General features: G+C 52.8%; 11 protein-coding genes. 8 read left to right on the forward strand and 3 right to left on the reverse strand.

Annotation, left to right across the window (positions count from 1 at the left end; all coding sequences use genetic code 11):
- Nucleotide 1: 1 nt before the first annotated feature.
- Nucleotides 2-607, reverse strand: a complete 606-nt coding sequence (locus FHR99_RS00285) for a TetR/AcrR family transcriptional regulator (RefSeq protein WP_183408546.1) — start codon at nucleotides 605-607, stop codon at nucleotides 2-4.
- A 213-nt stretch (nucleotides 608-820) separates the two neighbouring features.
- Here FHR99_RS00285 and FHR99_RS00290 point away from each other — a divergent pair, with 213 nt between their 5' ends.
- The 3 genes from FHR99_RS00290 (at nucleotide 821) to FHR99_RS00300 (ending at nucleotide 6,434) form a co-directional block, all read left to right on the forward strand.
- Nucleotides 821-3,094 (forward strand): beta-N-acetylhexosaminidase, encoded by a 2,274-nt coding sequence (locus FHR99_RS00290; protein ID WP_183408547.1) that lies wholly within the window; start codon nucleotides 821-823, stop codon nucleotides 3,092-3,094.
- Nucleotides 3,095-3,156: 62 nt separating this feature from the next.
- Entirely contained in the window at nucleotides 3,157-5,535 is a 2,379-nt protein-coding gene (locus FHR99_RS00295; protein ID WP_183408548.1) for a TonB-dependent receptor, read from the forward strand.
- Between the two features lie 95 nt (nucleotides 5,536-5,630).
- A complete protein-coding gene (locus FHR99_RS00300) occupies nucleotides 5,631-6,434 on the forward strand; it encodes an alpha/beta hydrolase (RefSeq protein ID WP_183408549.1) in 804 nt (267 codons plus the stop codon).
- On the opposite strand, the gene FHR99_RS00305 is transcribed toward FHR99_RS00300, so the two are convergent.
- Entirely contained in the window at nucleotides 6,435-8,228 is a 1,794-nt protein-coding gene (locus FHR99_RS00305; protein WP_183408550.1) for a CocE/NonD family hydrolase, read from the reverse strand. It lies immediately after the preceding gene.
- A 208-nt stretch (nucleotides 8,229-8,436) separates the two neighbouring features.
- Here FHR99_RS00305 and FHR99_RS00310 point away from each other — a divergent pair, with 208 nt between their 5' ends.
- Complete coding sequence (locus FHR99_RS00310) at nucleotides 8,437-9,927, forward strand: flavin-containing monooxygenase (protein ID WP_183408551.1); 1,491 nt, start codon at nucleotides 8,437-8,439, stop codon at nucleotides 9,925-9,927.
- Nucleotides 9,928-9,956: 29 nt separating this feature from the next.
- On the opposite strand, the gene FHR99_RS00315 is transcribed toward FHR99_RS00310, so the two are convergent.
- Nucleotides 9,957-11,039 (reverse strand): helix-turn-helix domain-containing protein, encoded by a 1,083-nt coding sequence (locus FHR99_RS00315; RefSeq protein ID WP_183408552.1) that lies wholly within the window; start codon nucleotides 11,037-11,039, stop codon nucleotides 9,957-9,959.
- Between the two features lie 250 nt (nucleotides 11,040-11,289).
- Between FHR99_RS00315 and FHR99_RS00320 the strand changes: the two genes are divergently transcribed.
- The 4 genes from FHR99_RS00320 (at nucleotide 11,290) to FHR99_RS00335 (ending at nucleotide 15,431) form a co-directional block, all read left to right on the forward strand.
- Nucleotides 11,290-11,985: a hypothetical protein gene (locus FHR99_RS00320; RefSeq protein ID WP_183408553.1), complete on the forward strand. Its 696-nt coding sequence runs from the start codon at nucleotides 11,290-11,292 to the stop codon at nucleotides 11,983-11,985.
- Nucleotides 11,982-12,635, forward strand: coding sequence for an START domain-containing protein (locus FHR99_RS00325; protein WP_183408554.1), 654 nt, complete (start codon nucleotides 11,982-11,984; stop codon nucleotides 12,633-12,635). Before FHR99_RS00320 ends, FHR99_RS00325 begins: the two co-directional genes overlap by 4 nt.
- A gap of 63 nt (nucleotides 12,636-12,698) precedes the next feature.
- Nucleotides 12,699-13,928 carry a DUF445 domain-containing protein gene (locus FHR99_RS00330; RefSeq protein WP_183408555.1) on the forward strand — a complete coding sequence of 410 codons (1,230 nt, stop codon included), beginning with the start codon at nucleotides 12,699-12,701 and terminating at the stop codon, nucleotides 13,926-13,928.
- A 300-nt stretch (nucleotides 13,929-14,228) separates the two neighbouring features.
- The gene (locus FHR99_RS00335; protein ID WP_183408556.1) at nucleotides 14,229-15,431 is read left to right on the forward strand and encodes an oxygenase MpaB family protein; all 1,203 of its coding nucleotides are present in this window, start codon (nucleotides 14,229-14,231) and stop codon (nucleotides 15,429-15,431) included.
- Nucleotides 15,432-15,538: the final 107 nt, after the last annotated feature.

Consider the following 15,538-nt stretch of genomic DNA (forward strand, 5'->3'; position numbering starts at 1 on the left):
ACTACGGATCGTTAATCTCCTGCTCAATCCAATCCCTTAGCCCCCGATAAGCTAATCGTACACGGTCTTTGTCGCCCGTGACCATCATGTCCAGCGTCAGTCCGCTCATGGTGCCTCGAGCCAGTGTCGCTAGCTGACTGGCGCGCTTGGGCGCTACGCCTTGGCTTTTTATCGCTTCAGTCAGCGTTTTCAGGTATTGCCTTGTACCGTCTGCCATATTAGGTGCGCCGCCTGGGCTCGCGATTTTTCCTGATGCTTCCATACTCATGCGCAGAAAGCCGAGGTAGTTCGCACTGGATAGCTGTGCCCAGCTATCGTCGAGCATGCCCAGCGGGTCGTTGGCAAAATCCGCCGCGCGTTTTTCACCTCGCTCTACTTCCTGCTGCTGAATGCTGCCAAGGATAGTCTGGATCATTTCGTCTTTGCTGCCAAAGTGATGCAGCAGCGTTCTATGACTGATACCCAAGGCCTCAGCCATCGGTCTGATGGCGAGATTGGTCAGGCCGTGCTGCAGCAGGTAGGCAGTCGCCTTTTCCAGAATTTCCTGTCGGCGAGCCTCATGGCGCGTGGAGCGTCCATCCATTTTTGCGGTGTCGGTCTCTTCCATTCTGATCTTTCCAACCCTCGCGTTTTCGCTCTTTGGTACAGGTATCGCCGAAGCGAGCGCTATACCTTGATGATTTAATTGAAATTACCGAAATAGTAACCGTAAAGCACTGGCCCTGTCGCGCTCTGCAGCCGCCCGTGATCCAGGGGGTATTGTCGCTATTCAATTATATATGTACCATATGGTTCATTATAAGTAGAAGCGAGATTCTTCATGTCTCAGTTTATTACCGTGGACAAAAATCGATGGCTGCTATTTTCGTCGCTGGCAATTAGCGTCTTACTGGTCGCAGGGTGCTGCTCACCGAAATATTCGACCCCGCTTTATTCAGGTGTTGTGGGAGGAGGCACTGGACAAGGCCACACCCCGGACGAGGTGGTAGTGATGCCGATGCCGCGGTCTATGCGCACGAGTGCTGGTACTATGATTTTGCCTGGCACTATACGCGTATCGACGCCGCAAACGCGATCGGGCCGATTACAACGCGCCGTTGATCGATGGGCTGCGCAGGTCGGCACTCAGAGTGGAACATCATTGTCAGTATCCTGGGCTGAGGAGGCGACAAAAGGATCGCATCTGTCCTTGGTGGTCGCTGAGGAAAGCAATCGTTATCCGGATTTAGATGCCGACGAAAGCTATCAGCTGACCGTTACCGATGACGGCATCCTGCTGAAGGCGAGTAATGACGTAGGGGCACTTCGAGGTCTGCAAACCCTGAGGCAATTAGTCACCGAGCGTGAGGGCACGCTGCAGCTGCCGACGGTAACTATCGATGATTCACCCCAATGGGCATGGCGCGGCATGGTGCTGGATACCGCACGACATTTTATGCCGGTGTCTACCGTAAAGCGGCTGCTTGCGGGAATGGAGATGGTAAAGCTGAACGTGCTGCATCTTCACCTCAGCGATGATCAGGGCTTTCGCGCGGAGAGCCGGGTGTTGCCCAAACTACATGAAGTAGGCAGCGGTGGAGATTATTACACTCAGTCGGAAATAACCGAACTGGTGGAGTATGCGGCTGATAGAGGTATTCGTATCGTGCCGGAATTTGGACTGCCGGGCCATAGTCTCAGTTGGCAGGTCGCCTACCCTGAATTGCGTGTCGACGGTTTGCCAGACCCGGTATTGGGGGAATGGAGCAGTAGCCTCTTTTCTCCACCGATTAATCCCGCCAAAGAAAAATCCTATGAGCTGATCAACCTGTTGGTCGCTGAGATGGCGTCGCTCTTTCCGGATCACTACTTTCACATTGGCAGTGACGAAGTGAATACAGCGCCCTGGAAATCAGACTCCTCCATTCGGGACTTCATGAAAGCCAAGGGTCTTCGCTCTGTTGATGCCTTGCACAGCTACTTCGCGCAACGATACGCATCAATGGTTGCCGCGCACGGAAAATTGCCCATCGCATGGGAGGAGGCTGTTCATCCAGAAGATACAGCGGAACCCTTACCCTTTGCGGTTCAGTTATGGTTGGATGGTGACTATCCCCCAGCCTTTGCCTCGGCTGATATTCTGATGAGTCGCAACTACTATCTGGATCATCAGCAGCCGGCCTGGTGGCTCTATCAGCAGAAGCTTACCGATTTTGAAGTGGAAGGTATTTCTGATGTGGCGGAGCAGGGAGCCCCGCGCATTTTGGGGGCTGAAATTGCCGCATGGTCCGAGCATGTGGATCACGATACGCTGGATATTGCCGTCTGGCCTCGCAGTGCGGCGTTGGCCGAACGGTTCTGGTCGCAGCCATCTCAGCTATCTAAAGGCGCGGTTACCTTTTATCGGCGCCTGGATGTGGTCAGTGAGCGGCTTGTACGACTGGGGATGCGCCACAAGGAAGCAACAGAAAATTATCTGGCTGAGATTTCTGAAAGAGATTTGGAAGCATTGACTACCTTCGTAGATGCGCTAGAACCAGCAGGTTACTACTACCAGCGAAGCCGCAAACGTCTATTGCGCTTTGTGGCCTCGGCTATTTTCCCTTTTGTCGAGCCGCCGGCGTATGCACTGGGCGATGTGGATCGTCTGATCGACCATTTGCCTGCCGAAAGCCAGGCCGCTAGGCAGTTCGCGATAAAAACTGAGCGTCTGTTGAGCGGAGATAACCGTGTTTATCCTGAACTGCGCGAACAACTGCTTACCTGGGAAGCCAGCCATGATCGGTTGGCGCCCTTGATCGAACAATCCGATGCTTTACGGCGCGATGAGCTGCAGTTCGTTACTAAGACCGTTAGTGAGATTGCCGCGATCGGCTTGCGTGCGCTCGACTCGCTGGCAAAGGGTGAACCACTGGGGTTTATTGAGTATTACCGGCTATCCAATCGCTTGGACGACTTTGAATACGGCGTATTCAGTTTCGACAACTACGGTGAAATGGCCAATGGCGTGTTCCGACCGGATCCCCTGCAGCAACACAATATCGCAATTCAGCCGGCCGTCGCACGACTGGTTTACGCGGCGAGAAATCAAGCTGCTAACGTGCAGGCAGAATAATAAGAGGCGCAGATATGACTAAAAATAATCTTCAGATGTTAGCCCGTTTACCAGCGTTTACGATGTCGATGCTGTTTTCAACGGTCATGCAGTTTGCGTGCTTTACCGCTAACGCGCAGGAAGCCCCCGTTGAGAAAGAGGCGTCGTCGGAGAACGGTGGTTTACCGGAGACCACTAAATCCGGGCTGGTTATCGAGGAAGTCTACGTCACGGTATCGAAACGCTCTGAGTCCTTGCAAAAAGTACTTGGCTCGGTTTCTGCGCTGTCGGGAGAAACGCTGCAGGACAACAACGTTCAAGATTTTAATAGTCTGGTGGAGCTGATCCCCGGCGTGGTCGCTCAAGATGAACAGAAGATAGCGATTCGTGGGATCAGCCGAACCCGCAATGGACCGTCGCCGGTGTCGTTTCATGTGAACGATGTCTTTATCGGATCGCAGGGCGCCGATATTCGGGGTGAACCGTTTTACGATCTCGGCGCCATTGAAGTGGTGCGCGGACCGTCGGGAACCCTGTTTGGCCGCAACTCCACCGCAGGCGCCATAAATGCAAAGTGGCGTGCGCCCGAACTGGAATGGGCAATCGGTGGCGATATTCGCTATTCCTCACTTACAGAGAGTCATGCGCGGGCTTATATCAATATTCCTCTGCTTGGCGAAGATAACCCGCTTCTGCTGGGCCGCATAGCGATGATCAAACGCGAGTCTGAAGGTACACTCGACAATCTGTTGACGCTGGATAGTGATGATCCGGGCAACATTCGCGACGAGTTTGTACGTCTTTATCTCACCAGTGAGCCCACAGACAATGTTCAGATCGGATTGCGGGCGATTCGCTATGAGAGCACGCCCCGCGAGATTCCCTTTGTCGGTAGCCCCTCTTTAGCAACACGCCGCAGCGGTGTACTGGAAGAGCTGGGCGCGCAATCACTGCCAGAGGATCTGACAAAGGTTCGCTCGCGTGTCAGTGACAATTTTGGGTTGTCCTCGTCTGAGTTCACCCGCATCGATGGTGATATCAGTTGGTTGTTGGAAAGTCTGCCGGTACTGGGTGACGTTGAAATGGTGCTGGTCGGTGGCGAAATGCGCCGTAAACAAGCAGAAACTTATGATGTAGACGGTACCGAAGAACCTATTCTGGAAGGTGTTTCTCTGCGGCCCAATGATGTGCGTCGCACGGCGGAGCTGCGTTTTGCTTCGCAGAACGACAGTGGCTTTGACTGGTTGTTTGGACTGTTCTGGTTTGAACAGATTGTGGATCGGGATAATTTTGTGCTGGCCAGAGCCTTTGTGAAACCTTCTGATTTGGGCGCGCCGGCCTTGCCGGGAGAAACTTCCATCATCGTTGATGTTGAAGTCAATACGCCCGGAGAGGAATTGGAAGATAAGAGCTCCGCCGTTTTCCTGAATCTGGATATGGATCTCGCCGAATTGTTTAACGGGCCTCCCGTTGAGCTGACAGTTGGGTTACGCCGCAATAGCGATGAGTTCACACTGCGCACTCCCCAGAACGATATCATCGCAAAAACCCCGCTGGGCGCAGTTTTTCCTGTGACAGAGCAGCGGGATGGATTGCAGTTCGCCGAGTTTGACGAAACCACTGGAGAGCTGGGCGCGCGCTGGTTTTACAGTGAGGCAGGGATGGCGTATCTGAAATATGCGCGTGGGTATAAACCGGGATTGGCCCAGACGATTGAGAAACTGGATGGCAGTATTATTCAGAATCCCGTTGACCCTGAGTTTATCGACGCCTGGGAAGCCGGCTTGAAGACGTCCTTTTTTGATCGCACGCTGCAATTTAATGCAGCGGCCTTTTACTACGACTATCAGGACCTACAGGTTTCGCAAATTACTCCGGGCGGCATCATTACTGAAAATGCCGCATCCGCCACCATTCAGGGATTTGAAATAGAAACCCAGTGGACACCGACTGCGTCCTTGTTTATTCAAGCCAGTGCAGCCTGGACTGATGCGACCTACAATGACTACTGCGGTACCGATGAAGGACGGCTGGCACCTGACTCACCCGAGCCGGGCTGTACAGACAAAGCCCCGCTGGATTTCTCGGGCGAGCGCTTGACCGCAGCCCCCGAGTTTTCGGCGGTGCTACTGGCAAATTATCTGATCTACCTTGGTGACTGGGGTACCTTGACGCCGTCACTGAAAATCAGCTGGAGTGATGATCTGGACCGGCGTGGGGTGGGTAATCCGAATGATCATGTGGTGGCACACAGCACCAGCGATTTCCGCCTGACTTGGGAAAGTCCTTCCCAGCACTGGAAGGTGCAGGGCTTCGTTGAAAACCTCGAAGGCAGTGCCAACGACGATATCTTCTTTTCTGCATTTACCCCTGTGGCCATTGGCGCGGAGCAACCTACGTTCAGTTTGTTCAATAATATTCCGCCGCGACTGGTTGGCCTATCTGTAGAAGCCCGATTTTGAATGTACGGAAATCGCCATCAGCACTCGCCTGCGGGTTAATCCTGCTGCTTACATTGGTTGCAGGTGCCCGAGCGTCTGAGCCTCAAGAAATCCCTTTGAGCTCAGTCGCAGAATTGCAGGCCACTAGCCCAGTGCCTGAATCGAGCTTGGCGTGGGGCGAGCAGCAGATCGTACGCAATGTGTCGTCTCCGGCCCTACTCGCCTTTCCTGCGGCACCCGAGGGCAACACCGGCATCTCGGTGGTTATCGCGCCGGGGGGTGGCTTTCGTTTTCTGGCCATTGATCAGGAAGGTACCGAGGTCGCACGGTGGCTCAATGCGCGGGGCATCAATGCCTTTGTCCTAAAATACCGGCTGCAACCCACGCCACGCAGTGATCTGTTGTTTAAAGCCGGGTTGATCTGGATGTTTGCGGGCGCTGCTATTAATGCCTGGCGTTCAGATGACCAATTACCCGATCGCCCCTTCTCACCCATTCAAACGAAGGCGATTAGTGATGGCCTGAAGGCAATTGCCTGGGTGCGTGAGAACGCAGAGCAATGGAATCTTCGCGTTGATTCCATAGGCATGCTGGGTTTTTCCGCCGGAGGTGCAGTTGCCTCCGGTGTCGCCAAGCAAGGCCGCGGTGCTGAACGTGCTGATTTTGTGGCGCTGCTATACGCAGTGCCGGCGGCAGGGGAGGTGCCCGACAATGCAGCGCCCCTATTTATAGTCACAGCGGATGATGACCCAGTGGTGCCTGCAAGCTGGTCACAGGCGTTGCATGAGCAGTGGTTGGCCGCAGGTCGGGAAAGTACCCTGATTCGATACCCCGAAGGTGGGCACGGTTTTGGTTTGAAACAACAGGGGATCGCCGCTGATCAATGGATAGCCCGGTTTCACGAATGGCTGATGCGCTGATCAAGGCGCGCTGGTTTTGGTGTCTCTTACGACGGGCAACCAGAGCCTGCCCACCACGGTTACCGGCATAACGGTCGGTTCATGGCCATTTACCGAACCAGTGTAGGGGTATTGGTCGTGGCTGCCGTAAAGGAGAAGTGCTACCCGGTCGCCGGCCTGCAGGCGCTCGCCAATCCCATTCATCGAAATGCGATGCTCACCTGTCCCTCGTAGGGGGGTGATTTGATTGTCCGCCAGCTGCCAGATACCGGGGTTATTTGCCCGCATAATGCCGATGCCCGCAAAGATAATCGGCACGCCGGTATCCGCTGGCAGAGCAGCCTGCAGAGTAACATCCAGTTCAGGTATTCCTGCCAAAACCTGATCGGCAGAATCGATCACCAGCGAAGGCTCAGCTACCACTGGAGCACCGCCAACACCGGCCAACACCGGGGTGGAGATGATTTCGATAGGCTGCCCCGCTTCTCCATGGACCACTGTGTCGAGCCAGATCGCGTCACCCTGATCCAGTGATACGCAAACCGGTTTTGGTAAAAAAGGCTGCTCTTTGCCAACACCTTTAAAATGTCTGTCGAAAAACGCCAGAGAGGTATCGTGCAAATCCCTCTCACCGCAATCACTGTTGTAGGAATTTAATGGCGGGCCTGGCTGCTCTGGATTAAACGGCACCGGACGCAAACCGGCATCGAGCACCACTGGCGTCGCGTTGTGACCGGACTGATGCGACATCAGATAAACCTCGCCGCCGGCATCGCGCATGCACTGATAGTTGTTGAAAGCCTCATTAAAGGTAAACAGCGTGTCACGCATGCCCTGAAAAAACAGCGCGTGCACCGGTGGTGGTGACTCTCGAGCAAAAAGCGGTGGGAGCCCTGCGTTACTCGCGATAACCCGATCACCGCAGAAATAACTGTTACCGTGGTAGTAGAGAAAATCGTCCTGATCCTCTGTTAATGGACGACCACTCATCATGTCGACGAACAAGTCGGTGACATAGGGATCGGCGTGGTTACGGTCAAACTCCGACCCCGCCCTTGTCAGCGACAACAGCAGAAAACTCCCCCACGTACTTTTGGCAACGCCGTTGGGCATGATGCTGTTGCGCATGTCGTACCAGGTGGATTCCGGCACGATAGCATCCAGTCGACGTTGCGGATCAATATTATTCAACAACAGCTGGAAACCACCGCCATAGGAGGCACCGATGGCGCCCAGCAGCAGGTTGTTGGGATCGCTGCCATCGACTGAAGGGCCATAGGCCAACCAGTCCAGATTGGCTTCCACCCAGTTCAAAATAGCAATGAGGTTAAGTCCCTCATAATCCGGGTCCATCACCCGGATGGTGCCGCCAGACTCGCCATGGCCGCGTTGATCCATGCTGACTACACCGTAGCCGTTATCCAGAAACAGTTTGATATTGTCATTAAAAGGGCTGTAAACCAGTGCCGGGTTGTTTCTGTCAGTTGCGCGGCTATCGCCGCCGCCGTGGCCATACAGCAGGAGAGGGTATTTCTCTCCGCCTGTGAAAACCGAGGGTTCAAAGACGGTAAACGCAATCACATCACCGGTTTGCGGCCCCTCTACGTAGATCGAGTAGGTTTTACCCTCGCGTGTTTCCGCTGCCGCAGGGCTTGCCGGAATCGTGTTGCTGTAGCCAGAGGCATCACGCGGAACCTCTGTATAGCGCGATGTCGCGCTACCGGACTCGATCTGCCCTTGTGATGAGCTACTGTCACGGCAGCCCGCGAGGCACAACGCAAAGATCAGCGTTAGTAGAATGTGGAAGGTCTTCATATGAGCCTACCGATAACAAGATGCTATATGAACCATAAGGTACACATATATTGCCCGTCAATACCGTACTTAAACATCACCGACCAGAATGCCTGTTTGGTGGCAATATCGCTTCTGATTGATCATTCTTCCGCGTGAAATGAAGACTCGCATCCGAATCATTGCCATAGACTTCTCGTGACTCACTACAGACGAACAGAGGCACGCGATGGATGACGTACTGATTGTTGGCGCAGGAATTTCAGGCATTGGTATGGCCTGCCATCTGCGTATGAACTGCCCCGGAAAATCCTTCACCATTCTGGAGCGTCGTCAGCGAATCGGTGGAACCTGGGATCTGTTCAAATACCCCGGTATCCGTTCGGATGCGGATATGTTCACCTTCGGATACGGCTTTAAACGCTGGAAAAACCGCAAGATTCTGGGCAGTGCCGAGGCCATTCGTTCCTATCTGGAAGAAGCCGCAGAAGAACACAGGGTTTCCGAGACAATCCGCTTCGGGCAACAGGTCACCCATGCCAGCTGGTCGAGTGAAACCTGCTGCTGGACGGTTACCACCAGAGATGAAGACAGCGGTGAGTCACTGGAATATAAAGCCCGTTTTCTGGTGATGGGCTCCGGCTACTACAATCATGACGCTGGCTATAATCCAGCGTTGCCCGAAGAAGAAGCTTTTGGCGGCCAAATCATTCATCCTCAACACTGGCCCGAAAATACGGATTACAGCAACAAAAAGGTCATTGTTGTCGGTAGTGGGGCTACGGCTGTGACTCTGGTGCCGGCTATGGCGAAAGATGCTGCCAATGTGACTATGCTGCAGCGATCCCCCACCTATATTATCTCGATTCCGGAACACGACCGGGTTTCTCCGCTGCTCAATATCTTTCTGTCCGAAGAGCGCAGCAATGAGCTTATCCGGGGCTTTTACATTCGCCTATTTGAAACCCTGTGGGGTGCTTCCCGCCGTTACCCCAAAGCCGTTCGCAAGTTGCTGATGAAGTTGGTTGAGCGCCAGGTCGGAAAGGAAAATATGATGCATTTCAATCCCAAGTACGACCCTTGGGATCAGCGGCTGTGTCTGGTTCCGCGCAACGATTTTTTCAAGGCTGTTCGTGCGGGTGATGCATCCGTAGAAACCGGCCATATCGAGCGCTTTACGGAGAAAGGGATTTTGCTGAAGTCCGGCAGTCATATTGATGCCGATATCGTGGTCAAGGCGACCGGGCTTGAGCTGCAAATGCTGGGCGGGGCGACGTTAAGCGTCGATGGTGTAGCAAAAGACGTCAGTGAACTGATGCAGTTCAATGGCGCCCTGATTCAGGATCTGCCGAATTTTAGCTGGATTTTTGGTTATGTCAGCTACCCCTGGACGCTGAAGGCCGACCTGGTGGCAAAGTATGTCTGCCGCCTGTTAAATCATATGGATGAAAAAGGCTACAGTGCGGCTATCCCTGTGGATGAACACGACTGCACCGTTCGAGACGCGCCCTTTATCGATGTGATCAATGCCGGCTATGTAAAACGTGGCCAGCATTGTCTGCCGCGTAAGGGTAGCCGTAAACCCTGGCTGGTCTTGAATGACTACCGTAAGGACTGCATTGATCTGTTGGAGAAAGCAATTGAGGTACCTGAGCTCAAGTTTATGCGTTTATCCGTTGTAGGTACTACAAATGAGGAACAAACCCGTCAGGTTGCATGAGGATGCTTTAAAGCGCCTGTAAGCAGGCGCTACTTCTGGTTCTTGAATTCTCTGGGAGAGAAGCCTGTCCAGCTTCGAAAGGCGCGGCTGAAATTGCTGGCGCTGTCAAAGCCGAGCATATAAGCAATCTGGCTTATATTTTTCTTGTCTTCCTGAAGGTACTGTATCGCCAGCGTCTTCTTGATTCGGTTGACCAGCGAGCTGAAGCTCAGGCCGTCGTCATGCAAATGTTGTTGTAAGACGCGCTCACTCATTCCCATTTGGCTCGCTACCTGCTTCAAGCTGGATTCACCTGTTGCCAAACCCTCCATAATCAGGCGTTCGCAGCGGTGAACAATGTTGGTTTGGCTGATGGTCGCCATCAGTTCGATAACGAGTTCGTCGCTTTCTCGCGCAAGCTGCGGGTTGGCGCCCGGTAGCAAGGCTTTCATTACTGACTTATCGACTTCGACCCCGAGAAAATCATTTCCTGCAACGACCGGCGCATCACCACCAATAGTCTCAAATTCTGCCAACACGTCGGGGTGTGGCTTACCGTAGAGATACATTTTCAATAACGGCACTGGGTCGCCGTAGACTTCCTGAGTTATACCGAAGGCTGAGTATCCAAAGGATTCGACAAGCAGATGAATGCCCTCTATACCTTTGAGTTGTTCCTGAAAAATCGACTCGTCCATTTTTATTCGGAGCAGGAAGCTGTTCTCAAGTTCTTCAATTTCAAGGCTGAATGCCGAGCCGACATAGCCGAAAAAACGCTGCGCCCGCAGCACGAAGTCCAGCAGTGTACTGCTGCAGGAGAGTGCAAAGCCAAGCACGTTTAGATGGGTCAGGCGCATGTAACGGTAGAGCTTCAAGCCGATACAGGGGTCGCCCGTCTTTTCCCGGATGTGTTCCAACACTCGAATAACCGATACCAGCGGTACCCGATCAGTGGGGCTGTTAGTAGCCGGTGCATGAACATTCGCCTCAGCGAAAATGGTATCCGCATCCATACCGTGGCGCTGCAAAACCCACGATAGCAGCGTGAGGTGGTTGCTGGAGATATCTGTCAGCTGCAGGTTGCCAACGGCATTATTCTTTTTATGACCAGAGCCTGACGACTTGGTATTCATCGCATTCTTTACCTCTGTAGTGCCATCAGTCTAGAACCAGAGCTGATTTGGATCAATGCGTGACGGTCATTCAACACCAGCTTGCCGCCATGCTCAATATAGTTAGGTGCTAAGCGAATGGTTTTCCTCCTGAAATGACAACATTGCTTGTAGCCGGCGGCATAAGATCATTTCACAGAGCCTGCCCGGGCTGTGATATAGGTCACGGTAGCGGTGGGGCAAGTACTTCGAGGGGAGAGGCAAGCAAACTATGAATAATGCACATCTGAAGCTGTCTGCTTGGTCAGGCATTGTTGCCAGTGTTGGCATTGCAGTTGGTTGGATATTCCTGGCTAACTGGATTCCGCCGAGTGATCCAGCTGCGACTGCAACGGAAATTGCAGCTTTTTATGGTGAAGATACCAACATGAAACGCTTTGGCTTGTTGCTTGCCATGACCTGTACCATTTTCCTGATTCCGTGGATGATCGCCACCTCCTGGGTTATTCGTCACCGTATGGGGTTCCCGATTTTGGCGGACATCCAGCTGGCTACTGGTATTCTGGGTGTGGTTGCGACCATGATGATGTGGATGAGCTGGGGGTTAGCTGCTTTTAGACCTGAGCGTCTGCCGGAAATAACTCTGGCATTTCACGATTTCGGCTGGTTTAACGCCACCTGGTTCTATCCGGAGGCAACGCTGGAAGTGATTGTTATCGCCATCGCCGTACTGTCTTCCAATGCTAAGGAATCCTTTTACCCTCGTTGGTATGGCTACTTCCTGATTTTCATCGCTATGGTCAGCCTATCAGCCGGTTTGATGATCTTCTTCAAAAGCGGCCCCTTCGCCTACAACGGTCTGATTACTTTCTGGGTAACCTACGCCTGCCTGGTACTTTTCTTTATTATGGGAAGTGCGCTGCTTATTCGCGGGATCAGTAAATCCGAATCACGGGACATACCATGAAGTTCACCGCTCTTATTTACATTCTCTTATTGTCACTACAGGTGCCCGGAGTGAACGCAGACGAAACAGCCTGGCGGCTGGAAAAAGACAGTGATGGTATCCGGATAGAAACCCGACCTGTAGAAGGCTCGGCATATCGCGAAATTCGGGCTACCACTTCTATAGCAGGGCGCGTAAGTAGCATCGTTGAGTTGCTACAGGACATGAGCTACTGGCCGAAATTAAACAAGATAATCTCCTCAGCCGAACTGCATCAGCAGTTGAGTGAATCTGAGTCACAGTTGTATTTCCAAATGGATATGCCGTGGCCTGTGACGGATCGCGACGTGCTGTATCACCGCACTATACGTCAGGATGAAAGTGATCATTCGGTTACCCTGACTGACCGCGCATTGACCGGCATTCTGCCAGAGAAAAATGGCAAGGTCAGAGTGGTTGAATCAGTGCAACAGTGGACGTTATCACCAAATAATCGAGGTGGTGTAGACGTGACCTGGATTACCCATACCGACCCAAACGGCCCCTTGCCGGCCAAAATGGTAAATTGGCTTTCTGTGGGGCCGCCTCATGAATCAATCAGTGTGCTTCGAACGGCTATTGAAGCGGGCGAATTCTCAGACGCGGAACCATCCTACGTAGTCGAACCTTAAACGGCTTTATTTGCTGGGCCAATTACAATTAATCGCAACACTTGATGATCTGGGTGACTTAAGGTGGAAGCATACAGCCACTATATCCCTTACATACTGATTCCCGTAATTACGGCGTTTATCGGCTGGTTTACGAATCTGATCGGGATTAAGATGATTCTGTACCCGGTTCGCTGGACAGGGATTGGGAGTTTTATCGGCTGGCAGGGCATCGTGCCCAGGATGCGCGTTCGTCTCACCAAACAATTGGTGAAAAATTCTATTTCAGTCATCTGTACCGAACGGGAGATGCTCGCTGCATTGGATGAGGCCGATGCCATCGGCTATATCAGTCATATGGTTTCCCCGCAAATTGAAGAATGGGTTGACGACATCATGGAAGAGCACACGACGCTCTACTGGGAATTGTCGCCAAAACCTATGCGGGCCATGGTCTATCGGAAAGTCAGGGAGCAGCTGCCTGAGCTCTCCCGCGAAATCCTCGAGGAGGTAGCGCAGAACGCCGATCGATTTATTAACATTGAGGAAATCGCGGCCAAAGAGGCTGAGAAGAACCCTGAAATTGTCACAAACCTAGTAACCGAAATGGCCGGTTACGAGCTCAAGCTGATTATCTTGAGTGGCCTATTCCTCGGTTTCCCTTTGGGGATAGCTCAAGCCTTGACTTGGTACTATTTTCCTAATGCCTGGGTATTACCTCTTTTCGGGGTTCTGGTTGGCGCAGGCACGAACTGGATTGCCCTGCAAATTATCTTTAAACCTGGTGAGCCGGTGAATATTCTTGGCTACAAATTGCAGGGCATTTTCATCAAGCGGCAACAGGTCGTATCGGCGCAGTTTGCGGAATCCTTTACCAGCCAGTTTCTCGACGTAAGAGGTTTGTTCGACTATATCTGGCAAGGGGAAAACAGCGATGAAGTACATCGTCTGGTCCGTCGAAAAATCCGCAAGGTCATGGATAAAAACCGCTTCAGCAGCACCTTCGACAAACTTATGCGCATCTCGGGGCAGAAAACTGAATTTGATGCAATGACCATCAGTCTGGTTCAAGACCGACTGATGCGTACCCTCGACCAACCCAAAGTCACTCGAAAGCTATTGGAACCTATCAACAATCTAATTGCACGGCGACTATCCGCGCTGTCCCCGCAACAGTTTCAGGGCTTGCTTATGCCCATTTTCGAATCTGAGCAGTGGATAGTGATACTGGTTGGTGGTTTTCTGGGCGGCGCTGCGGGGACGGCTCAGCTAGTCTATCTATTCGGTGGGAGCTTTCTCGGCTTTGGTCAGTGAGAACCTTCGCGTGGAGTCAAAGCTGGTGTTTCGGCGTTGTGTCGTAATCTGAATGATATTGCACCTGATATGACTGCATGGCAGGTGCGTGGCGGGATATTGTGTATCCGGTAATAATCCGAGGAGCGCACAATGAATGCCGTACCCCCTTATAATACCGTTCCGTCAACGTCTGATATGACACAAGCATTGCTAGCTGACCATCCCTTTAACTACGTCAGGGAAGAGGGCGCAAAGCCAGAAAGGCCGGCTCCGTCCCGATATCAGTACACGCCTTCCACTCTACAGTTGCGAAAATTTTTGCTCGACGATTTTCGTACCGTTAATGATGATCTTCCCTCGATAGACGAAAATTATTCAGCGCACTTGGTTGACGCCGCCTGGGAAGGTGATCCGCTGATGGATGCGGTGGTTGAGATGTTCAACCGACTGCCCAGTGGGCAAGGGCGAAAAATGTTTTTGCAGGCCATCGATCACGGTATCGACAGTCTGGACAATCCACCACAAGAATTGCGGGATCTGTTCGCGCAGCTGGATCACATCCCGGAGTGGTTGGATTGGGATAAGGTCAATGATGGCGTAATGATGCTCGATAAGGCGAGCTATCTCGGCATTATGCTTGGCGTCACCCTGGGGTCGCTGGCGACCGCTGGCAGCCACAGTATCAGTAATGCGGTAGGCATGACCGGCCGCTTTCAGAAGAATATTGTAAATCGCAGTCTGGAAAGTGTCGCATTCTACGCACAGACCGGCTGCAAAGACGGCCTGCGCCGCTACGGGCCGGGCTTTAAAGCGGCGGTAAACGTGCGCCTGATGCACGCCATGGTACGCGCCAAAATGATCAAATCGACCGAGGGCGATCTGTTCGACTACGCCACTTACGGCAATCCGATGAATCAAGTGGATACCGCGTTTGGCATTCCCTTTTTCGGTTTGCAGATTGGTTTATGTGAGCGTGTATTCGGTCACCCGGTATCCGAGCGGGATCTGGAAGGCTTACGTATGCAGTGGACCTATATCGGCTACCTGATGGGTGTGCGGAACGACATTGTGCCGCGCAGTGCGGATCAGAACTTCTATCTGCTGGATATGTGCTGGGCTACGCTCGGAGAACCCTCCAGATTCACCTATGATTTGTATGAAGCGCTGTTTCTCGGCTTCGAAGAGGCCTTTACGCGTTACCACCGCGACCGCGTATGGAAGCGATTGGCAGGCCGCTTTGCGTTTGATCTGCTACACGCCTATTCACGCTATATGTTGGGCAATACACTTTGCGACGACATGCGCGCGGTGCGCAAGGTCTACTATCTGCGTTGGTTGCCGACCGTCCATGCCTCACTGAACAAGCTTGTTCACGCACTACGATTCAAAGGACAGAAGCCCTATAAGGGAAAGTTCACTCCCGACGGTGGCGCTTTGATGACACTAGTAAAAGCCTTGTTGCGGCCGTCTAGCGAAGAGGGCGCAATCACCTATGCTCACCACGACAACCTGACTCGTTAACACGGGAACGCCTTAGATTTCCCCTTAAGCCGGCTCACGCCGGCTTTTTTGCGCCTGAAGAATACCGTTTCCCGGTAATCATCAGGCAAAAAAAAGCCCGGTCATAT

It is taken from the genome of Litorivivens lipolytica, from assembly GCF_014191715.1.
Taxonomy (GTDB): domain Bacteria; phylum Pseudomonadota; class Gammaproteobacteria; order Pseudomonadales; family Spongiibacteraceae; genus Litorivivens; species Litorivivens lipolytica.

What these genes read in the sequence shown, in the direction of transcription:
- FHR99_RS00320 (WP_183408553.1), top strand. Translation starts at nt 11,290, where the DNA reads ATGAATAATGCACATCTGAAGCTGTCTGCTTGGTCAGGCATTGTTGCC.
- FHR99_RS00315 (WP_183408552.1), bottom strand. Translation starts at nt 11,039, where the DNA reads ATGAATACCAAGTCGTCAGGCTCTGGTCATAAAAAGAATAATGCCGTT.
- FHR99_RS00325 (WP_183408554.1), top strand. Translation starts at nt 11,982, where the DNA reads ATGAAGTTCACCGCTCTTATTTACATTCTCTTATTGTCACTACAGGTG.
- FHR99_RS00290 (WP_183408547.1), top strand. Translation starts at nt 821, where the DNA reads ATGTCTCAGTTTATTACCGTGGACAAAAATCGATGGCTGCTATTTTCG.
- FHR99_RS00305 (WP_183408550.1), bottom strand. Translation starts at nt 8,228, where the DNA reads ATGAAGACCTTCCACATTCTACTAACGCTGATCTTTGCGTTGTGCCTC.
- FHR99_RS00310 (WP_183408551.1), top strand. Translation starts at nt 8,437, where the DNA reads ATGGATGACGTACTGATTGTTGGCGCAGGAATTTCAGGCATTGGTATG.
- FHR99_RS00295 (WP_183408548.1), top strand. Translation starts at nt 3,157, where the DNA reads ATGTCGATGCTGTTTTCAACGGTCATGCAGTTTGCGTGCTTTACCGCT.
- FHR99_RS00285 (WP_183408546.1), bottom strand. Translation starts at nt 607, where the DNA reads ATGGAAGAGACCGACACCGCAAAAATGGATGGACGCTCCACGCGCCAT.